Below are 21378 nucleotides of genomic sequence, written 5' to 3' on the forward strand. Positions count from 1 at the left end.
GTAACCCGAAGATGCAGATGGGTCTGGACTTCAATCTCGTCGCCGAGGTGGAAGAGTTGGTGGCGGGCGTCGATGAGGTCGGGCGTGGGCCGTTGTGTGGCGCGGTGGTGACGGCGGCGGTGATTCTCGATCCGAACCGGCCGATCCTGGGCCTCAACGATTCGAAGAAGCTTACCGAGGCTCGACGCGAAGCCCTCTATGACGAGATCTGCGAGAAAGCCCTGAGCTGGTGCATCGCCCGAGCCGAAGTCGAAGAGATCGATGAGCTGAACATCCTGCACGCCACCATGCTTGCCATGCAGCGGGCCGTGCAGGGGCTGCACATCACGCCGAAACTGGCGATGATCGATGGCAATCGCTGCCCGAAGCTGTCGATGCGCGCCGAAGCCGTCATCCAGGGCGACGGCAAGGTGCCGGCCATCGCGGCGGCATCGATCCTGGCCAAGGTCAGCCGCGACCGCGAAATGGCCGCCTTTGAATTGATCTATCCGGGCTACGGCATCGGCAACCACAAGGGTTACCCGACGCCCATTCATCTGGAAGCCCTGGCACGCCTGGGCCCCACGCCCATTCATCGGCGCTCGTTCGCTCCGGTGCGGCTGGCGTATGAGGCGCGTGAGGGGCTGATCGAAAGTTTTGCGCCATAACTGACGGACATTCGCCACTCAGAACAAGGCCCGGTACAATCCGGGCCTTGTTGTTTTCATGACTTTACGCAGGATCACTATGCCGGCTTCATTCGTTCATCTGCGCCTGCACACTGAATACTCCCTGGTCGACGGTCTGGTGCGGATCAAGCCGCTGATCAAGACCCTGGCCGGCATGAACATGCCTGCCGTGGCGGTCACCGACCAGAACAACATGTGCTCGCTGGTCAAGTTCTACAAGACGGCCATGGGCGGTGGGATCAAGCCGATCTGCGGCGCCGACCTGTGGCTGTCGAGCAAGGACCCGGATGCGCCGTTGAGCCGTATCAGCCTGTTGGTGATGAACGCCGTCGGCTACCGAAACCTCACCGAGTTGATTTCCCGTGGCTTTATCGATGGTCAGCGCAACGGCTCGATCATCATCGAGCGCGAGTGGGTGGCCGAGGCCAGCGAAGGTCTGATCATGCTGTCGGCGGCGAAGGAGGGCGAAATCGGCCTGGCGCTGCTCAGCGGGAACAACGAGGAAGCCGAAACCCTGGCCCGGGAGTGGATGGACGTATTCCCGGATCGCTTCTACATCGAAGTTCAGCGTACCAACCGGCCCAACGACGAAGAACACCTGCATGCCGCGGTGGCCCTGGCCGACCGGATCGGCGCGCCGCTGGTAGCGACCAACGATGTGCGTTTCATCAAGCAGGAAGATTTCGAAGCCCACGAAACCCGCGTCTGCATCGGCGAAGGCCGGGCCCTCGACGACCCGCGCCGGCCCAAGAACTACAGCGACCAGCAGTATCTCAAGAGCGCCGAGGAAATGGCCGAGTTGTTCAGCGACCTGCCCGAGGCGCTGGAAAACACCGTCGAGATCGCCAAGCGCTGCAACATCGAAGTGAAGCTGGGCAAGCACTTCCTGCCCAACTTCCCGATTCCCGATGGGATGACCATCGACGAGTATTTCCGCAAGGTGTCCTTCGACGGCCTGGAGGAACGCCTCAGTGTCCTGCTGCCCAAGGACACGACCGAAGATTACGAAGCCAAGCGCCAGGTCTACGTCGACCGGCTGAATTTCGAACTGGATATCATCATCCAGATGGGGTTCCCCGGTTACTTCCTGATCGTGATGGACTTCATCCAGTGGGCCAAGAACAACGGCGTGCCGGTGGGGCCTGGCCGTGGATCGGGTGCTGGCTCGCTGGTGGCCTACGTACAGAAGATCACCGACCTCGACCCGCTGGAATATGACCTGCTGTTCGAACGTTTCCTCAACCCGGAACGGGTATCCATGCCCGACTTCGACGTCGACTTCTGCATGGATGGCCGTGACCGGGTGATCGACTACGTGGCGGAGAAATACGGCCGCAACGCCGTAAGCCAGATCATCACCTTCGGTTCCATGGCGGCTAAGGCGGTGGTGCGAGACGTGGCGCGGGTGCAGGGCAAGTCATATGGCCTGGCCGATCGCCTGTCGAAGATGATTCCGTTCGAAGTCGGTATGACCCTGGAAAAGGCCTATGAGCAGGAAGAAATCCTGCGGGACTTCATCAAGGTCGATGAAGAGGCCGCGGAAATCTGGGAAATGGCCCGCAAGCTCGAAGGCGTGGTGCGTAACGTCGGTAAGCACGCCGGTGGCGTGGTGATCGCGCCGACCAAGCTGACTGACTTTTCACCGATCTATTGCGATGAAGAGGGCGATGGCCTGGTCACCCAGTTCGACAAGGACGATGTCGAGGCAGCGGGCCTGGTGAAGTTCGACTTCCTTGGCCTGCGGACCCTGACGATCATCGACTGGGCGCTGAAAACCATCAACCGCGACCGGGCCAGGGCTGGCGAAGAGCCGTTGGACATCGCTTTCATTCCGCTGGACGACAAGCCGACCTACAGTCTGTTGCAGAAGGCCGAGACCACGGCGGTGTTCCAGCTGGAATCCCGAGGCATGAAGGAGCTGATCAAGAAGCTCAAGCCCGACTGCCTGGAAGACCTCATCGCGTTGGTGGCTCTGTTCCGTCCGGGCCCGCTGCAATCGGGCATGGTGGACGACTTCATCAACCGCAAACACGGGCGCGCCGAGCTGGCGTACCCACACCCGGATTACCAGTACGACGGCCTCAAGCCGGTATTGGCGCCGACCTACGGCATCATCCTGTACCAGGAACAGGTGATGCAGATCGCCCAGGTCATGGCGGGCTACACCCTTGGCGGCGCGGACATGCTGCGCCGGGCGATGGGTAAGAAAAAGCCCGAGGAAATGGCCAAGCAGCGCGGTGGCTTCATCGAAGGTTGCGCCAAGAACGGCATCGATGCAGACCTGGCCGGTAACATCTTCGATCTGGTAGAGAAGTTCGCCGGCTACGGCTTCAACAAATCCCACTCCGCCGCCTACGGCCTGGTGTCCTACCAGACCGCGTGGTTGAAGGCCCATTACCCGGCGCCGTTCATGGCCGCGGTACTGTCGGCGGATATGCACAACACCGACAAGGTCGTGACCTTGATCGAGGAAGTGCGGACCATGAAGCTGCGCCTCGACGCGCCGGACGTGAACGCTTCGGAGTTCAAGTTCACGGTGAACGAGGAAGGCCGCATCATCTATGGTCTTGGCGCGATCAAGGGCGTGGGCGAGGGGCCGGTCGAGGCCATCACCGAGGCGCGCCAGGACGGGCCGTTCAAGGATCTGTTCGATTTCTGTGCACGGGTCGACCTCAAGCGCATCAACAAGCGCACCCTGGACGGTTTGATCCGCAGCGGCGCGCTGGATCGGCTGGGTCCCTATTTCCACGATGAACCCAAGGCCTACCAAGCCAACATCGACCGCAACCGCGCCGTGTTGCTGGCGGCCATGGAAGAAGCGATCAAGGCCGCCGAGCAGACCGCCCGGACCCACGACAGCGGACATGCCGACCTGTTTGGCGGGCTGTTCGTCGAGGAAGATGCCGATGTCTACGCCAACCATCGCAAGGCCAAGGAGCTGACCCTCAAGGAACGCCTCAAAGGCGAGAAGGACACCTTGGGCCTGTACCTGACCGGTCACCCGATCGACGAATACGAAGGCGAGATCCGCCGCTTCGCCCGTCAGCGCATCATCGACCTGAAGCCGGCCCGCGATACGCAAACCGTCGCCGGAATGATCATTGCCCTGCGGGTGATGAAGAACAAGAAGGGTGACAAGATGGGCTTCATCACCCTCGACGACCGTTCCGGGCGCATCGAGGCTTCGCTGTTTGCCGATGCGTTCCATTCGGCCCAGTCGCTGTTGCAGACCGACGCGATGGTGGTGGTTGAAGGCGAGGTCAGCAACGATGATTTTTCCGGTGGCCTGCGGTTGCGGGTCAAGCGGGTGATGAGCATGGAGGATGCCCGTACCAACCTGGCCGAGAGCCTGCGCTTGAAGTTGCAGACCCAGGATCTCAAGGGCGATCAGCTACGCTGGCTGGGAGAGTTGTTCACCCGCCATCGCGGTGCCTGCCCGATCACCATGGAATACGTGCGCCCCGACGCCAAGGCCGTGCTGCAGTTTGGCGAAGGCTGGCGGATCGATCCGGCGGATGCGTTGATTCAAGCCTTGCGTGACCAGTTCGGCAAAGACAACGTCTTCCTCCAATACCGTTGACGGCCAGGTGCCACTCCTGGACTCGGAGTGGCCCTGACCCCAACCTGAATTTTTAATCTCGACCTGAACGCGCCTCTCCCTTAAGGTAGGGCGCGAATAGACAACCGGCCGGCCCAAGCTCTCTTGGACGTCGACCCAAGACGGACGCCTATGAACCCGAATTTTCTAGATTTCGAACAGCCGATCGCCGACCTGCAAGCCAAGATCGAAGAGTTGCGCTTGGTCGGTAATGACAATTCGCTGAATATCGGCGATGAAATCTCCCGTTTGCAGGACAAAAGCCGCACGCTGACCGAAGACATCTTCGGCAAGCTGACCAGTTGGCAGATCGCGCGCCTGGCACGCCATCCCCGTCGTCCATACACCCTGGACTACATTGAACACATCTTCACCGAATTCGATGAGCTGCACGGCGACCGTCACTTTGCCGATGACGCCGCGATTGTCGGTGGTGTGGCCCGTCTGGAAGACAAGCCGGTCATGGTGATCGGCCATCAGAAAGGTCGCGAAGTACGCGAGAAAGTACGCCGCAACTTCGGCATGCCGCGTCCCGAAGGCTACCGCAAGGCTTGCCGCCTGATGGAAATGGCCGAGCGTTTCAAGATGCCGATCCTGACCTTCATCGACACGCCGGGCGCCTATCCGGGTATCGATGCCGAAGAGCGCAACCAGAGCGAAGCGATTGCCTGGAATCTGCGGGTCATGGCACGGCTGAAAACCCCGATCATCGCCACCGTGATCGGTGAGGGTGGTTCCGGCGGTGCATTGGCTATCGGTGTCTGCGATCAGTTGAACATGCTGCAATATTCCACTTACGCGGTGATCTCGCCGGAAGGTTGCGCCTCGATCCTCTGGAAAACCGCCGAGAAAGCGCCGGATGCCGCCGAAGCCATGGGCATCACTGCCGAGCGCCTCAAAGGCCTGGGCATCGTCGACAAGGTGATCAACGAACCCGTGGGCGGCGCTCACCGTGACCCGGCTGCCGCGGCTGCACTGATTCGCACCGAGCTGAGCTCGCAGTTGGCGATGCTGAAGAAGTTCGACAACGACGCGCTGCTGGCCCGTCGCTATGAGCGGTTGATGAGCTACGGTCTCTAAGCCGACTCCAATACCCTGTGGAGCGAGCCTGTGGGAGCAAAGCTTGCTCGCGATGACGTCGGCACATGCAACGCCGCTATCGCGAGCAGGCTCGCTCCCACATTGGTTTATGCAGGGCTGACATCCAATGAACTCCCGTGCGGATCTACCCACCCGCCTCCTTACCCAACTAACACCCTGGCGCAACGCCGCCACCTGGCGCATCGCCTTCTCCGGTGGCCTGGACTCCACCGTCCTGTTGCACCTGCTCGCGTCTCTCGCCAACACTCAAACCCTGCCCACCCTGCGCGCTATTCATGTCCACCATGGCCTTCAGGCTGTCGCGGACGCCTGGCCTGGTCATTGCCGTTCGGTGTGCGAAGCCCTTGGCGTTCCGCTTGAGGTGGTGAACGTCCAGGTGCGGCCTGGCGCCAGTGTCGAGCGCGCAGCACGGGAAGCGCGTTACGGTGCGTTCATCGCGGCGCTTCAGGACAATGAAGTGCTGCTCACCGCCCAGCACCGCGACGATCAGGCCGAAACCCTGCTGTTTCGCTTGTTGCGGGGCACGGGGGTGAGGGGGTTGTCGGCGATGCCGAGGCAGCGTTCCCTGGGGGCTGGGCATTTGTTGCGTCCGTTGCTCGATGTGTCACGCGCGGAACTGGAAGTCTACGCCAGGCAGCACGGCCTGAGCTGGATTGAAGACCCGTCCAACGATGATCACCGTTATGCACGCAATTATCTGCGTCAGCGGGTTTTTCCCGTGTTGACGCAGCAGTGGCCTCAAGCTTCGTCTACCCTGGCGCGCGGTGCCGCGCACCTGAGCGAAGCCCAAGGCCTGTTGGATGACCTGGCGCGAATCGACCTGGGTCACGCCACGACTCCGGGAGCGTTCGACTGGCTAGGATTGCGGTCGTTGGAGCTGGCGCCGTTGCAGGCGTTGTCGCCCGCTCGCCAACGCAATGCATTGAGCCATTGGCTGGCGTCGATGACGATGCTGCCCGACAGCGATCATTGGGCCGGCTGGGATTCGCTGCGCGATGCCGGGGACGATGCCCGACCGATCTGGCGACTGGCCGGTGGTGAGCTGCACCGTACGGGCGGGCGGGTCTGGTGGTTACCCGACCACTGGCGGGGCCCGCTCCGAGGCGCCCTCGACTGGCCGCTGATCGCCGAGCCCCTGAACCTGCCGGGCAATGGGCAAGTGATTGTCGAGGGCTATCCCCCTGCAGGGCCGCTGTGTGTGCGCTATCGTCAGGGCGGTGAAATCATGATGCTGCCTGGACGCGGTCATCGGGATCTCAAGCGCCTGCTTAACGAACGTGGCGTGCCGGGGTTCGTTCGCGGCCGATTGCCGCTGCTGTATCGGGGTGAGCAATTGCTGGCGGTGGCCGGCCTTCCGGGGCTGGATGCAGACCTGGATGGCAATTGGCGATTGCGTTGGCAGCCACCAGGGCAAGATCGGGGTTTGAGCTGAAAGGGGCTTTCCGGTAGACTACGCTCCCTTCTTGATACAACTTCTGTGGATTCGCCTGAATTGCAGGAGTTGCCGATTACCAAGCAGTCTTTGCTGGGCGATTCCAAAAAATGTGTAGCGAGCAACGTACCGGTGATTTCTCTTCCGGTCTGTCCCAACGCGGCGGTTTTTTTGAAAGGTGCACTGTGATTAATGCAGGTGATCGGGGGCTTCGGCCTTCCTTCGCTTTCCCCGGCGGCTCGGACCGCTTTAACGCAGACTTCTAGGGTTTTTCATGACGCGCTACATATTCGTCACGGGCGGTGTTGTTTCTTCATTGGGGAAAGGCATTGCCTCGGCTTCATTGGCGGCCATCCTGGAGGCGCGGGGACTTAAGGTCACCATGCTCAAGCTGGACCCGTACATCAACGTCGACCCGGGCACCATGAGCCCGTTCCAGCACGGCGAAGTGTTCGTCACCCACGACGGCGCCGAGACCGACCTGGACCTGGGCCACTACGAGCGGTTCATCCGCACGACCATGACCCAGAACAACAACTTCACCACCGGCCGCGTCTATGAGCACGTGCTGCGCAAGGAGCGTCGTGGTGATTACCTGGGTGCGACCATCCAGGTCATCCCGCACATTACCGATGAAATCAAGCGCCGCATCATCAAGGGCGCCGGCGACGCCGACGTGGCGATGGTCGAGATCGGCGGTACCGTGGGCGACATCGAGTCCCAGCCGTTCCTCGAAGCCATCCGTCAGTTGCGTTTCGAAATCGGCGCCAAGCGCGCGATGCTGATGCACCTGACGCTGGTTCCGTACATTGCCACCGCCGGCGAAACCAAGACCAAGCCGACCCAGCACTCGGTCAAGGAACTGCGTTCCATCGGCCTGCAACCGGACGTGCTGGTCTGCCGCTCCGATCACCCGATCGACATTTCCTCGCGCCGCAAGATCGCCCAGTTCACCAACGTTGAAGAGCGTGCGGTCATCGGCCTGGAAGACGCCGACACCATCTACAAGATTCCGGGCATCCTGCACTCCCAGGGCCTGGACGATTTCGTCGTCGAGCGTTTCGGCCTGCAATGCGCCGGCGCCGACCTGTCCGAATGGGACGCCGTGGTCGATGCCAAGCTCAACCCGGAGCATGAAGTCACCATCGCCATGGTCGGCAAGTACATGGAACTGCTGGACGCCTACAAGTCGCTGATCGAAGCGATGAGTCATGCCGGTATCAGCAACCGCACCAAAGTGAACCTGCGCTACATCGATTCCGAAGATATCGAGAACCAGGGCACCGGCCTGCTCGAAGGCGCCGATGCGATCCTCGTACCGGGTGGCTTCGGCCTGCGGGGCGTGGAAGGCAAGATCACCGCCGTGCAATACGCCCGAGAGAACAAAGTGCCTTACCTGGGTATCTGCCTGGGCATGCAGGTGGCGGTCATCGAGTTCGCCCGTAACGTGATGGGCTGGAAAGACGCCAACTCCACCGAGTTCGATCGCGCCAGTGGCCATCCGGTCGTGGGGCTGATCACCGAATGGGAAGACGCCACCGGTGCCGTGGAAGTGCGGACCGAAGCCTCCGACCTGGGCGGCACCATGCGCCTCGGCGCACAGGAATGCCTGCTCGAGCCTGGCTCCCTGGTCCACCAGTGCTACGCCAAGGACGTGATCGTCGAGCGTCACCGCCATCGCTACGAAGTGAACAACAACCTGCTGCCGCAACTGATCGAAGCTGGCCTGAAAATCTCCGGTCGCTCCGGTGATGGCGCGCTTGTGGAAGTGGTGGAATCCTCGGATCATCCATGGTTCGTCGCTTGCCAGTTCCACCCTGAGTTCACCTCGACGCCACGGGACGGCCATCCGCTGTTCAGCGGTTTCGTGAAGGCCGCTTTGGCTCAACACCAGAAAAAGGCATAAGACGATGGCTCAGAAGATCATCCGCGTCGGCGACATCGAGATTGCCAACGACAAGCCCATGGTGCTGTTCGGCGGCATGAACGTGCTGGAAAGCCGCGACATGGCGATGCAGGTCTGCGAGGAATACGTGAAGGTCACCCAGAAACTGGGCATTCCCTACGTGTTCAAGGCTAGCTTCGACAAGGCCAACCGCTCGTCCGTGACCTCCTACCGTGGTCCGGGCCTGGAAGAAGGCATGCGGATTTTCCAGGACATCAAGCAAGCCTTTGGCGTGCCGATCATCACCGACGTCCACGAGCCTGCCCAGGCCGCTGTCGTCGCCGAGGTCTGCGACATCATCCAGCTGCCGGCCTTCCTGTCGCGCCAGACCGACCTGGTGGTCGCGATGGCCAAGACCGGCGCGGTGATCAACATCAAGAAGGCCCAGTTCCTCGCGCCCCAGGAAATGAAGCACATCCTGAGCAAGTGCGAAGAGGCCGGGAATGACCAGTTGATCCTCTGCGAGCGCGGTTCGAGCTTCGGCTACAACAACCTGGTGGTGGACATGCTCGGCTTCGGCATCATGAAGCAGTTCGAATACCCGGTGTTCTTCGACGTGACCCACGCACTGCAGATGCCGGGCGGCCGTTCCGACTCTGCCGGCGGTCGTCGTGCCCAGGTCACCGACCTGGCCAAGGCCGGCATGAGCCAGTCCCTGGCGGGCCTGTTCCTCGAGGCGCATCCGGATCCGGACAACGCCAAATGCGACGGTCCGTGTGCCTTGCGCTTGAACAAGCTGGAACCTTTCCTGTCTCAGCTCAAGGCTCTGGATGAGCTGGTCAAGGGTTTTCCGACGATAGAAACCGCGTAACCCGGTTTTCTCCGGTAAAGTACCGCTCGATTATCGCTCTGGCCCGCTGGCCGCACTGCTCTTGTGGGAGCATGGCTTGCCAGCGATGGCGCCCTTGAGGCCCCCATCGCCGGCAAGCCGTGCTCCCACAGCGTTTTCGTCAACTTTGGAGTGTTTACAACAATGGCAAAAATCGTCGACATCAAAGGTCGTGAAGTTCTCGACTCCCGTGGCAACCCCACTGTCGAAGCGGACGTGCTTCTCGACAACGGCATCATCGGCAGCGCCTGTGCGCCGTCCGGTGCTTCCACCGGCTCGCGCGAAGCGCTGGAGCTGCGTGATGGCGACAAGGGTCGTTACCTGGGCAAGGGCGTGCTGAAGGCCGTCGCCAACATCAACGGTCCGATTCGTGACCTGCTGCTGGGCAAGGATCCTGCCGACCAGAAAGCCCTCGACCTGGCGATGATCAAGCTCGACGGTACCGAGAACAAAGCCTCCCTGGGTGCCAACGCGATCCTCGCCGTTTCCCTGGCCGCCGCCAAGGCCGCCGCTCAGGACCAGGACCTGCCACTGTACGCTCACATCGCCAACCTCAACGGTACTCCGGGCGTCTACTCGATGCCGGTGCCGATGATGAACATCATCAACGGCGGCGAGCACGCCGACAACAACGTCGACATTCAGGAATTCATGGTCCAGCCGGTGGGCGCCAAGTCCTTCTCCGAAGGCCTGCGCATGGGCACCGAGATTTTCCATCACCTCAAGGCCGTGCTCAAAGCCCGTGGCCTGAGCACCGCCGTTGGCGACGAAGGCGGTTTCGCACCGAACCTGGCCTCCAACGAAGACGCGCTGAAAGTGATTTCCGAAGCTGTTGCCAACGCCGGCTACAAGCTGGGCACCGATGTGACCCTGGCCCTGGACTGCGCCGCCAGTGAGTTCTTCGAAGACGGCAAGTACAACCTGTCCGGCGAAGGCCAGGTGTTCACTGCCGAAGGTTTCGCCGATTACCTCAAGGGCCTGACCGAGCGCTATCCGATCATCTCCATCGAAGATGGTCTGGACGAGTCCGACTGGGCCGGCTGGAAAATCCTCACCGACAAGATCGGCGCCAAGACCCAGCTGGTGGGCGACGACCTGTTCGTGACCAACACCAAGATCCTGAAAGAAGGTATCGACAAGCAGATCGCCAACTCGATCCTGATCAAGTTCAACCAGATCGGCACCCTGACCGAAACCCTGGAAGCCATCCAGATGGCCAAGGCCGCCGGTTACACCGCCGTGATCTCCCATCGCTCCGGCGAAACCGAAGATTCGACCATTGCCGACCTGGCCGTGGGCACTGCGGCGGGCCAGATCAAGACCGGTTCGCTGTGCCGTTCCGACCGCGTTTCCAAGTACAACCAACTGCTGCGTATCGAAGAGCAGTTGAACGGCAAGGCCAAGTACAACGGTCGCGCCGAGTTTCGCGGTTAAGCGGTAAATGGTAAAAAGACAACGGATTGCGTCGGAAAAGTCGTCATAACGGTGGCTTTCCCTCTAATCTGATGCCTTATCAAGCACAAGCCTGGTTTTCCAGGCTTCGTGCTATCAGATGCTTCAAAGTTTGGCATGGCGGTCTTTTTTCACTGGATACCCGATATTCGATGCGCAGTCCCAATTGGTTGTTCCTCGTCTTGCTTCTGTTGCTGGCCGGCCTGCAGTACCGTCTCTGGGTGGGCAATGGCAGCCTTGCGCAAGTGGCCGAGCTGACTCAGCAGATTGCCGACCAGCACGCCGAGAATGAGGCCTTGCTGGAGCGCAACCGGGTGATGGACGCCGAAGTGATGGAGCTGAAAAAAGGCATGGAGACCGTTGAAGAGCGGGCTCGTCATGAGCTGGGCATGGTGAAGGAGGGCGAAACCCTCTACCAGTTGGCCCAATGAGTATTCGTTTGCCGGCCTTCTGGGCCGTGATTCCTGCCGCGGGCATCGGAGCCCGAATGGCCGCGGACCGTCCCAAGCAGTACCTGCAACTGGGTGGCCGCACAATTCTCGAACACAGCCTCGGCTGTTTCCTCGATCATCCGACCGTCAAGGGCGTGGTGGTCAGTGTTGCGCACGATGATCCCTACTGGCCGACCCTGGCCTGCGCCAGCGACCCGCGCATCCAGCGTGTGGACGGGGGAGCCCAGCGTTCGGATTCGGTGCTCAACGCCTTGCTGCATCTTCATGGCCAGGGCGCCGACGATCACGATTGGGTGCTGGTGCACGATGCCGCCCGGCCCAATCTATCCCGTGGCGACCTGGACACCTTGCTCAGCGAGTTGACGAACGACCCGGTCGGCGGTCTGCTGGCCGTTCCGGCGCGTGACACCCTCAAACGCGTCGACAAGCACGGTCGGGTGCTGGAAACCGTTGATCGCAGCGTGATTTGGCAAGCCTACACGCCGCAGATGTTTCGCCTTGGCGCCTTGCATCGGGCGTTGGCTGACAGCCTGGTGGCGGATGTCGTGATTACCGATGAGGCCTCGGCGATGGAGTGGGCAGGGCAGGCACCTCGGTTGATCGAAGGGCGATCGGATAACATCAAGATCACCCGTCCCGAGGATCTGGAGTGGTTGCGTCGGCACTGGGCTGGCCGTCGCTGATCAATTCCAATACCGTGCCGCGCCCTTCGCGAGCAAGCCCGCTCCCACACTGGATCTCGGTTGTTCAAAAAACAGGTATCCACTGAGGCCAAATGTGGGAGCGGGCTTGCCCGCGAAGGCGATAGCCCCGGCGCGGGATAAACCACGGACAGAAACCGGTCGAGCCTAACCCCGATATTCCGGCCGCTCAGCCAACCCTTCCTTCAAGTAATCCACCAACTGGCGCACCTTCGGCGACAGATGCCGCTGCTGTGGATACAACGCCCACACTGCCGTATTCGGCGGCTGATGGGCTTCAAGCAACGAGATCAACGCGCCGCTTTGCAAATGCTCCAGCACGTAATAGTCCGGCAGTTGGCACAAGCCCGCGCCTTGCAGTGCCGCGTCCAGCACCGCTTGCCCACTGTTGCAGCGCCAGTTTCCCTGCACACGCTGAGAAAATTCCCGCCCGTTCTGCTCCAGTTGCCAGAGGTCGGAACTGCCGATCAGACAGTTATGACGGCTCAGTTCCGACAAGCTATGGGGCCGACCGTAGCGCTCCAGATAGGACGGCGAGGCGCACAGGTACATGCGGCGTGGGGCCAGGCGTATCGCGATCAAGCGTGAGTCCTGCAAGCGACCCAGGCGAATCGCCAGGTCCAGCCCCTCATGAACCAGGTCCAACGGCCGGTTGCTCAGTTCGATGTCCACTCGCAATTGCGGGTACAGCCCCATGAACCGGGTCACCAAGGGCACGATGAAACGTTCGCCATAGGCCACGGCACAGGTCATTCGCAACATGCCCTTGGGTTCGCTGGCCAGATCCCCCACCGCTCGCAAGGCTTCCTCCCGTCCATCCTGCAAGCGCTGGCAATGTTGCAAAAAAGTCTGGCCGGCCTCGGTCAGGGTGACGCGACGAGTGCTTCGATACAGCAGTCGTGTTTGAAGGCGCTCTTCGAGCCGTACGATTTGTCGACTGATGTGGGAGGACGATACCCCGAGACGTTCGGCTGCTGCGGTGAACTGGCTGCATTCAGCCACGGCGACGAACTCGTCGATGCCTTCCCAGCGATTGTCAGACATGAAAGATTATCCCTGTGTGGCAATAATGTTTTGCTTTTGACTGGATTATTCCTTGTATGGCGGCGGATTACACTCCGGTCTCGTTTTTATTTGCTGGAGAAACACGATGATCAAGTCGCGCGCCGCCGTTGCCTTCGAGGCCAAGAAACCCCTGGAAATCGTAGAAGTCGACGTCGCCATGCCCAAGGCGGGTGAAGTGCTGCTGCGCGTGGTGGCCTCCGGCGTCTGCCACACCGACGCCTACACCTTGTCGGGCGCCGACCCGGAAGGGATTTTTCCGTCGATTCTAGGCCACGAAGGTGGCGCTATCGTCGAAGCCATCGGCGAGGGCGTGACCTCGGTGGCGGTGGGGGACCATGTGATCCCTCTGTACACACCGGAGTGCGGGCAGTGCAAGTTCTGCAAGTCGGGCAAGACCAACCTCTGCCAGGCGATTCGCGCCACTCAGGGCAAAGGTCTGATGCCTGACGGCACTTCGCGCTTTTCCTACAAGGGCGAGACGATTTTCCACTACATGGGCACCTCGACCTTCTCCGAATACACCGTGCTGCCGGAAATCTCCGTCGCGAAGATCGCCAAGGATGCACCGTTGGAAAAAGTCTGCCTGCTGGGGTGCGGTGTCACCACCGGTATTGGCGCGGTGATCAATACGGCCAAGGTCCAGCCCGGTGACACAGTGGCCATCTTCGGTCTGGGCGGTATCGGCCTGTCGGCGGTGATCGGAGCGGTGAAGGCCAAGGCCTCGCGCATCATCGCCATTGATATCAACCCGTCCAAGTTCGAAATCGCCCGGCAATTGGGCGCCACCGACTTCGTCAACCCGAAGGACTTCGACCGTCCGATCCAGGAGGTCATCGTCGACATGACCGATGGCGGCGTGGACTTTTCCTTCGAGTGCATCGGCAACGTCCAGCTGATGCGTGCCGCGTTGGAATGCTGCCACAAGGGCTGGGGCGAGTCGGTGATCATCGGCGTGGCCGGTGCCGGCCAGGAAATCGCCACTCGTCCGTTCCAACTGGTGACCGGACGCGTCTGGCGTGGTTCGGCATTCGGCGGCGTGCGCGGGCGCAGTGAGTTGCCCAGCTACGTGGAAATGGCCGAGAAGGGCGAGATCCCGCTGGATACTTTCATTACCCACACCATGGGCCTGGAAGATATCAACAAGGCATTCGACCTGATGCATGAAGGCAAGAGCATCCGCACCGTTATTCATTTCTGAGGTCGGTCATGAGTCTGGAAAACATTTCCTGCCAGAAAAGCTTCGGCGGCTGGCACAAGCGTTACCGGCATCGTTCCGAAGTGCTCGGCTGTGACATGGTCTTTGCGGTATACCTGCCGCCGCAAGCCGAGCAGGGCGGCAAGTTGCCTGTGTTGTACTGGTTATCCGGTCTGACCTGCACCGACGAGAACTTCATGCAGAAGGCCGGGGCCCAGCGCATGGCTGCCGAGTTGGGATTGATCATCGTTGCGCCGGATACCAGTCCCCGTGGTGCCGAAGTGCCGGGCGATCCGGACGGCGCCTGGGACTTCGGCCTGGGCGCGGGATTCTATCTGAACGCCACGCAGGAACCCTGGGCGCAACACTATCGGATGCATGACTATGTGGTGCAGGAATTGCCTGCGCTCGTTGAGGCTCATTTCCCCGCGTCGGATAAACGCGGCATCAGCGGTCATTCCATGGGGGGGCATGGCGCACTGGTCTGCGCTTTGCGCAACCCTGGTCGTTACCGTTCGGTGTCGGCGTTTTCGCCCATCAACAATCCGATGGACTGTCCGTGGGGCCAGAAAGCCTTTTCCCGCTACCTGGGCGAGGATCGCTCCAAATGGCGGGAATGGGACGCCTGCGCGCTGATTGCCGAGGCCGACGAGAAACTGCCATTGCTGGTGGACCAGGGCGATCGCGATGATTTCCTCGACAACCAGCTCAAGCCGCAAGCCTTGCAGCAAGCGGCCAGGACGGCCGGGCATCCGCTGGAGTTACGCCTGCAACCGGGCTACGACCACAGCTATTACTTCATCGCCAGTTTCATCGATGATCATCTGCAACATCATGCACGCGCTCTAAGCGCCTAATGCAGGTAGAATCACGCCCTGACAGAAATCAGGGCGTTTTTTTATGCGTATTGGCCACGGCTACGATGTTCACCGGTTCACTGAGGGCGATTTCATCACGCTGGGCGGCGTGCGGATCGCACACGGCTTCGGGCTGCTCGCGCATTCTGACGGTGATGTCCTGCTGCACGCCTTGAGCGATGCGTTGCTCGGCGCGGCCGCCCTGGGCGACATCGGCAAGCACTTCCCCGACACCGACCCGCAATTCAAGGGCGCCGATAGCCGCATGCTGCTGCGCCATGTCGTCTCGCTGATCCACGCCAAGGGCTGGAAAGTCGGCAATGTCGACAACACCATCGTTGCCCAGGCTCCCAAGATGGCGCCGCACATCGAAGCGATGCGCCGGCTGATCGCCGAGGATCTGCAGATCGAACTGGATCAAGTGAATGTGAAGGCCACCACCACCGAGAAGCTTGGTTTCGTCGGTCGTGAAGAAGGCATCGCCGTTCATTCCGTTGCCTTGTTGCTGCGCCCATGACCGAACTGGAACTGTTGGGCCCGCGGGCCTATGGCGAGTCGCTGGGCAGTGCGGTGCTGAAAGCCACCGCCGGAGATTTCCAGGTCGATGAAGTCCTCGACATCCCGTTGACCGGTGATGGCGAGCATTTGTGGATCTGGGTCGAGAAACGCGGCCTGAATACGGAAGAGGCTGCCCGACGGATTGCCAAGGCGGCCGGCGTGCCGTTGCGCACCGTCAGCTATGCCGGGCTCAAGGACCGTCAAGCCCTGACCCGCCAATGGTTCAGCGTCCAGTTGCCCGGCAAGGCCGATCCGGACCTGTCGTCGGCAGAGAATGACACGCTGAAAATCCTCAAGACCGCTCGGCATAAACGCAAGCTGCAGCGTGGCGCGCACTCGGCCAATGGCTTCACTTTGCGCCTGACCCAATTCAAGGGGGATGCAGCGGCTATCGATGCGCGCCTGCAACAGATTGTCCGCCAGGGCATTCCCAATTATTTTGGCGCTCAGCGTTTTGGCCATGACGGCGGTAACGTCGTCGATGCCCGTGCCTGGGCGGCGCGCAAGGCCTTGCCGGAACAGCGCAACGTGCGTTCGCGGCTGCTGTCGGCAGCCCGCAGTTATTTGTTCAACCGGGTACTTGCGGCCCGGGTGGCCGATGGCACTTGGCAACTGGCCCAGGTGGGTGACTTGCTGGCCTTCACCGACAGCCGCAGCTTTTTCCCGGCCGCGGAGGCTGAATGCAGCGATCCGCGCCTGGCTATCCTCGACCTGCATCCGACCGGGCCACAGTGGGGCGAGGGGCCTTCGCCGGCCGCCGGCGCGACTTTCGAGCTGGAGCAGGCCATCGCCGAGGAAGAGGCCGACCTGCGGGACTGGTTGATAAACGCGGGAATGAATCACGAACGTCGCATCCTGCGACTGCCCATTGGCGGGCTGTCGTGGCATTATCCCTCGCTAGACATTCTGCAACTGGAATTCGTCCTGCCGGCCGGATGTTTCGCCACTGCCTTGGTGCGCGAACTCGTCGATCTGGTGCCGGTAGGGCAGACGGACAGCCCATGCGTATTCTGATTTCTAACGACGACGGGGTAACAGCACCCGGTCTTGCCGCGCTCTATGCTGCGCTGGCAGATTTTGCCGAGTGCGTGGTGATCGCCCCGGACCAGGACAAAAGCGGCGCCAGCAGCTCGCTGACGCTCGACCGTCCGTTGCACCCCTGCTATCTGGATAACGGTTTCATCAGTCTCAACGGTACGCCGACCGATTGCGTGCACCTGGGCATCAACGGTTTGCTGGAGCGTGCGCCGGACATGGTCGTTTCAGGCATCAACCTGGGCGCCAACCTGGGCGATGACGTGCTGTATTCCGGCACGGTCGCCGCCGCCCTGGAGGGTCGTTTCCTCGAACACCCGTCGTTTGCCTTCTCGTTCGTTTCCCGGCAGGTCGACAACCTGCCCACCGCCGCCTACTTCGCCCGCAAACTGGTGCAAGCCCACGGCGAGCTGGACCTGCCACCGCGTACGGTGTTGAACGTGAACATCCCGAACCTGCCCCTCGACCACGTCCGGGGCATCCAGCTGACTCGCCTGGGCCATCGCGCCCGCGCCGCCAGGCCCATGCACGTGGTCGATCCACGCGGAAAGGCCGGCTACTGGATCGCCGCCGCCGGGGATGCCGAGGATGGCGGGCCGGGCACGGATTTTCATGCGGTGATGCAAGGTTACGTCTCGATTACACCGTTGCAGCTCGATCGCACCTTCAATGATGCCTTCCGACATCTCGATGGCTGGCTGGAGGGGTTGCGCTGATGGCTCGCGAGCAAGACGATATGCTGCGCCGCGGGATCGGCATGACCTCGCAGCGCACCCGTGAACGCCTGATCCAGCGGCTCTACGAAGAGGGGCTGTCCAATGCCCAGGTGCTGGAAGTAATCCGCCGCACGCCGCGGCATCTGTTCGTCGATGAGGCCCTCGCCCATCGTGCCTATGAAGACACGGCTCTCCCGATCGGACACAACCAGACCATTTCCCAGCCTTATATGGTGGCCCGCATGAGCGAGTTGCTGCTGGAGGCGGGGCCCCTGGACAAGGTTCTGGAGATCGGTACCGGTTCGGGTTACCAGACGGCGGTATTGTCGCAGTTGGTCGAGCGGGTGTTTTCCGTAGAACGGATCAAGGTGTTGCAGGACCGCGCCAAGGAGCGCCTGGTGGAGCTTAACCTGCGCAACGTGGTGTTTCGCTGGGGCGACGGCTGGGAAGGTTGGCCGGCCCTCGCGCCGTATAACGGAATCATTGTCACTGCCGTGGCGACGGATGTTCCCCAGGCCCTGCTGGATCAACTCGCTCCCGGTGGACGCATGGTCATCCCGGTGGGTGCCGGCGAAGTGCAGCAACTGATGCTGATCGTACGAGAGGAACATGGCTTCTCGCGGCACGTTCTGGGAGCGGTGCGGTTCGTACCATTACTCAATGGGCCATTGGCCTGAGCATTTATAAACAGCGGCTGAATTCCGTGACGCTTGCTGTGTCTTACAGCGGCATCGGTTCATCGAACAGGCTTCAACGGCGGCGAGCAAACGTGTGCGGCAACGTCCGTGCTTCATTAATAGAAGGATGGATGCGCCCGTTACTCGCACCACCACTGCCTGGACAGGCAGTTTCCATTTTTTCAGCCACCACAAAGGGAGCAGCGGGTGAGTCTCACAGTCATTGCGCAGCGTATGGGTATCACGAGCTTTAAGCGCCTGGTGACTGGCCTTGTCTTGAGTACCTTGCTGGTCGGTTGTTCCAGTACACCGTCGGGTAACGTCCGGGTTGTCGATCGCAACACCACTGCTGCGCCCCAACGTCCTACAGTAACGACCGGTCAGTATGTAGTCCGTAAGGGCGATACGTTGTTTTCCATCGCTTTTCGCTACGGCTGGGACTACAAAGCCTTGGCAGCGCGAAACAACATTCCTGCGCCTTATACGATCCATCCAGGTCAGACGATTCGCTTCGATGGGCGCAGCGGTTCAACACCGACCGCGGTGGTCACCCAGTCAGGGTCGACACCTTCGTCGTCGAGTAAAACCACGGTCATTCGCCGGCCGGTCGGCGCCGGGACGGCCACCGTACCGTCCGTCGCGAGCAAACCGGAGGTCGCGCCGATGCCTCCGGCAGGCCCCGCCCCGACAGGCTGGGGATGGCCTTCTAATGGCGTTCTTATTGGGAAATTCTCTTCAAACGGTAGTTTGAATAAAGGAATTGATATCGCCGGGGATTTGGGACAGCCTGTTTTAGCCGCGTCTGATGGCACGGTTGTGTACGCCGGGAGTGGTTTGAGGGGCTACGGCGAACTCGTGATCATCAAACACAGCGATACCTACGTCAGTGCCTACGGTCACAACCGCAGGCTGTTGGTTCGGGAGGGGCAGCAGGTCAAGGTCGGACAGACAATTGCCGAAATGGGGTCGACGGGTACAGACCGGGTGAAACTGCATTTTGAGATTCGCCGACAAGGTAAACCGGTAGATCCGCTGCAATTCCTGCCACGTCGTTGATTGGTTGTCAGCCTGTTCCGTCACGTAGAGGGAACAGGCTCCAGCGTTGCCAAGGATAAAGGCGCCGCTCGAGCTTGAGGTCGAACTCACCAAAGGACTATAACAATGGCTCTCAGTAAAGAAGTGCCGGAGTTTGACATCGACGATGAGGTTCTCCTGATGGAGACCGGCATCGCTATGGATTCGATGTCGAATGATGAAGGGGCGTCATCTCCACCTTCCGTTCGCGCCAAATCCAGACACTCCGCTTCGCTTAAACAACATAAGTACATCGATTACACCCGGGCGCTGGACGCCACTCAGCTGTACCTCAACGAAATCGGTTTTTCGCCGCTACTCTCCCCCGAGGAAGAAGTACATTTTGCGCGCCTGTCGCAAAAGGGCGACCCGGCCGGTCGAAAACGCATGATTGAAAGCAACCTGCGCCTGGTGGTGAAAATCGCTCGACGCTACGTCAATCGTGGGCTTTCACTGCTGGACCTGATCGAAGAGGGCAATCTGGGGTTGATCCGCGCTGTCGAGAAATTCGATCCTGAGCGGGGCTTCCGTTTTTCGACCTACGCCACCTGGTGGATCCGCCAGACCATCGAACGGGCGATCATGAATCAGACCCGCACGATCCGGCTGCCGATTCATGTGGTCAAGGAGCTGAACGTCTACCTGCGGGCTGCCCGTGAGCTGACCCAGAAACTCGATCATGAACCCTCACCGGAAGAAATCGCCAGCCTGCTGGAAAAACCGGTGGGCGAGGTCAAGCGAATGCTTGGGCTCAACGAGCGGGTTTCCTCTGTGGATGTCTCGCTGGGGCCAGACTCGGACAAGACCCTGCTGGACACCCTTACCGACGAGCGTCCCACCGACCCTTGTGAACTGCTGCAGGACGACGACTTGTCCCAGAGCATCGACCAGTGGCTCTCGGAGCTGACGGACAAGCAACGGGAGGTGGTGATCCGACGTTTTGGCCTGCGCGGTCACGAAAGCAGCACCCTCGAAGATGTCGGCCTGGAAATTGGATTGACTCGGGAAAGGGTCAGGCAGATCCAGGTAGAGGGCCTCAAGCGTCTACGGGAAATCCTGGAGAAGAATGGTTTGTCGAGCGAGTCGCTGTTCCAGTAACCACTCCGCTACAGCAGAAAAAGCCCCGACCGGTTCGGGGCTTTGCCGTTTCTGGGCGGCGCTTTTCTGATCCTGCGCTGTTTTCCGGTTTGGTTTGTAAGCTTTTGCCTAGTGTTGTGTAAGCGTTCGGTTTCTCATGGCCGGGGATAGAGGACAATAAAGCGCATGAATTTTTATACTGGATTGATTTTAAAGGTTATTTTTTTATGAACGAACGATGACAGCAACTGTCGGCCCGCTTGAGGTGAATTGCACTCGCCAGGGAAAACACTAATATCAGTCCTGTGTCGACGGACAGACACACCCGTCACGGACGATGGGGAAGGAAGGACATCGCAGGACGCGATTCATCAGGACGATGAAAGGGAACAAAGGGATTAGGGAAAAAATGTGGGCGGGTCAAACCGCCCCTTTTTTTTGCCTGCGATTTGGGTCCGGGCAGCAAAAAGGCCCGCAAGGGGCCTTCAAGACGTACACAGGGACGATCAGCGTTCGAGGTCCGCGATCTTGCCAGGCTTGCCATCCCACTCTTCGGCATCCGGCAGGGCGTCTTTCTTCTCGGTGATGTTTGGCCAGATTTCCGCCAGTTCGGCGTTCAGCTCGATGAAGTCCTCCATGCCAGCCGGGACTTCGTCTTCCGAGAAAATGGCTTGTGCCGGGCATTCCGGTTCACACAGGGCGCAATCGATGCACTCGTCCGGGTGAATGACCAGGAAGTTCGGGCCTTCGTAAAAGCAGTCCACCGGACACACTTCTACGCAGTCGGTGTACTTGCACTTGATGCAGTTGTCGGTGACGACGAAGGTCATTTCTAATTCTCTCCTCAGGCGGCGGCAGCGGGTCCCTCTTCACGGTAGGGCTCGCCAGGCTTGGGTGCGGACCAGGCTAATAGTCCTCAGCATTCCAAACCGCGCGAGATTCTAAC

At 60.6% G+C, this 21378-nt stretch carries 19 protein-coding genes; 17 read left to right on the forward strand and 2 right to left on the reverse strand.

Translation table 11 applies throughout. From position 1 onward, the window contains the following. Positions 1-11 precede the first annotated feature (11 nt). The 9 genes from rnhB to ispD all read left to right on the forward strand — a co-directional run bounded on the left by rnhB (position 12) and on the right by ispD (position 12160). A complete protein-coding gene (gene rnhB, locus AD666_RS14200) occupies positions 12-647 on the forward strand; it encodes a ribonuclease HII (RefSeq protein ID WP_053152752.1) in 636 nt (211 codons plus the stop codon). A 79-nt stretch (positions 648-726) separates the two neighbouring features. Then, on the forward strand, positions 727-4248 hold the full coding sequence (dnaE, locus tag AD666_RS14205) for a DNA polymerase III subunit alpha (RefSeq protein WP_053152754.1): 3522 nt from the start codon (positions 727-729) through the stop codon (positions 4246-4248). A gap of 150 nt (positions 4249-4398) precedes the next feature. After that, positions 4399-5346 carry an acetyl-CoA carboxylase carboxyltransferase subunit alpha gene (locus AD666_RS14210; protein WP_053152756.1) on the forward strand — a complete coding sequence of 316 codons (948 nt, stop codon included), beginning with the start codon at positions 4399-4401 and terminating at the stop codon, positions 5344-5346. Positions 5347-5473: 127 nt separating this feature from the next. Beyond that, a complete protein-coding gene (tilS, locus tag AD666_RS14215) occupies positions 5474-6799 on the forward strand; it encodes a tRNA lysidine(34) synthetase TilS (protein ID WP_053152758.1) in 1326 nt (441 codons plus the stop codon). A gap of 274 nt (positions 6800-7073) precedes the next feature. Continuing rightward, positions 7074-8705, forward strand: a complete 1632-nt coding sequence (locus AD666_RS14220) for a CTP synthase (RefSeq protein WP_053152760.1) — start codon at positions 7074-7076, stop codon at positions 8703-8705. 4 nt (positions 8706-8709) lie between these two features. Then, on the forward strand, positions 8710-9555 hold the full coding sequence (gene kdsA / locus AD666_RS14225; protein ID WP_053152762.1) for a 3-deoxy-8-phosphooctulonate synthase: 846 nt from the start codon (positions 8710-8712) through the stop codon (positions 9553-9555). 162 nt (positions 9556-9717) lie between these two features. After that, positions 9718-11007, forward strand: coding sequence for a phosphopyruvate hydratase (eno, locus tag AD666_RS14230; RefSeq protein WP_053152764.1), 1290 nt, complete (start codon positions 9718-9720; stop codon positions 11005-11007). 170 nt (positions 11008-11177) lie between these two features. Then, on the forward strand, positions 11178-11456 hold the full coding sequence (ftsB, locus tag AD666_RS14235; RefSeq protein WP_030139474.1) for a cell division protein FtsB: 279 nt from the start codon (positions 11178-11180) through the stop codon (positions 11454-11456). Next, on the forward strand, positions 11453-12160 hold the full coding sequence (gene ispD / locus AD666_RS14240; RefSeq protein ID WP_053152766.1) for a 2-C-methyl-D-erythritol 4-phosphate cytidylyltransferase: 708 nt from the start codon (positions 11453-11455) through the stop codon (positions 12158-12160). The genes ftsB and ispD overlap by 4 nt, the downstream gene beginning before the upstream one ends. A 165-nt stretch (positions 12161-12325) precedes the next feature. Here the strand turns inward: ispD and AD666_RS14245 are convergent, their stop codons facing one another. Then, complete coding sequence (locus tag AD666_RS14245; protein WP_053152768.1) at positions 12326-13222, reverse strand: LysR substrate-binding domain-containing protein; 897 nt, start codon at positions 13220-13222, stop codon at positions 12326-12328. Positions 13223-13328: 106 nt separating this feature from the next. On the opposite strand from AD666_RS14245, the gene AD666_RS14250 reads away from it, so the two are divergent. The 8 genes from AD666_RS14250 (at position 13329) to rpoS (ending at position 20453) form a co-directional block, all read left to right on the forward strand. After that, complete coding sequence (locus AD666_RS14250) at positions 13329-14441, forward strand: S-(hydroxymethyl)glutathione dehydrogenase/class III alcohol dehydrogenase (protein WP_053152770.1); 1113 nt, start codon at positions 13329-13331, stop codon at positions 14439-14441. An 8-nt stretch (positions 14442-14449) separates the two neighbouring features. After that, the gene (gene fghA, locus AD666_RS14255; protein ID WP_053152772.1) at positions 14450-15295 is read left to right on the forward strand and encodes an S-formylglutathione hydrolase; all 846 of its coding nucleotides are present in this window, start codon (positions 14450-14452) and stop codon (positions 15293-15295) included. Between the two features lie 43 nt (positions 15296-15338). Continuing rightward, a complete protein-coding gene (ispF, locus tag AD666_RS14260) occupies positions 15339-15812 on the forward strand; it encodes a 2-C-methyl-D-erythritol 2,4-cyclodiphosphate synthase (protein WP_053152774.1) in 474 nt (157 codons plus the stop codon). After that, the gene (gene truD / locus AD666_RS14265; protein ID WP_053152776.1) at positions 15809-16867 is read left to right on the forward strand and encodes a tRNA pseudouridine(13) synthase TruD; all 1059 of its coding nucleotides are present in this window, start codon (positions 15809-15811) and stop codon (positions 16865-16867) included. Before ispF ends, truD begins: the two co-directional genes overlap by 4 nt. Continuing rightward, on the forward strand, positions 16855-17604 hold the full coding sequence (gene surE, locus AD666_RS14270; RefSeq protein WP_053152778.1) for a 5'/3'-nucleotidase SurE: 750 nt from the start codon (positions 16855-16857) through the stop codon (positions 17602-17604). Before truD ends, surE begins: the two co-directional genes overlap by 13 nt. Before the next feature lie 41 nt (positions 17605-17645). Then, a complete protein-coding gene (locus AD666_RS14275) occupies positions 17646-18281 on the forward strand; it encodes a protein-L-isoaspartate(D-aspartate) O-methyltransferase (protein WP_172679635.1) in 636 nt (211 codons plus the stop codon). Between the two features lie 207 nt (positions 18282-18488). After that, the gene (locus AD666_RS14280; protein WP_053152782.1) at positions 18489-19337 is read left to right on the forward strand and encodes a peptidoglycan DD-metalloendopeptidase family protein; all 849 of its coding nucleotides are present in this window, start codon (positions 18489-18491) and stop codon (positions 19335-19337) included. A gap of 105 nt (positions 19338-19442) precedes the next feature. Beyond that, positions 19443-20453 carry an RNA polymerase sigma factor RpoS gene (gene rpoS / locus AD666_RS14285; RefSeq protein ID WP_053152784.1) on the forward strand — a complete coding sequence of 337 codons (1011 nt, stop codon included), beginning with the start codon at positions 19443-19445 and terminating at the stop codon, positions 20451-20453. 485 nt (positions 20454-20938) lie between these two features. On the opposite strand, the gene fdxA is transcribed toward rpoS, so the two are convergent. Continuing rightward, a complete protein-coding gene (gene fdxA, locus AD666_RS14290; protein WP_053152788.1) occupies positions 20939-21262 on the reverse strand; it encodes a ferredoxin FdxA in 324 nt (107 codons plus the stop codon). Between the last annotated feature and the right edge of the window lie 116 nt (positions 21263-21378).

Source organism: Pseudomonas sp. Pf153, from assembly GCF_001269775.1.
GTDB classification, from domain to species: domain Bacteria; phylum Pseudomonadota; class Gammaproteobacteria; order Pseudomonadales; family Pseudomonadaceae; genus Aquipseudomonas; species Aquipseudomonas uvaldensis.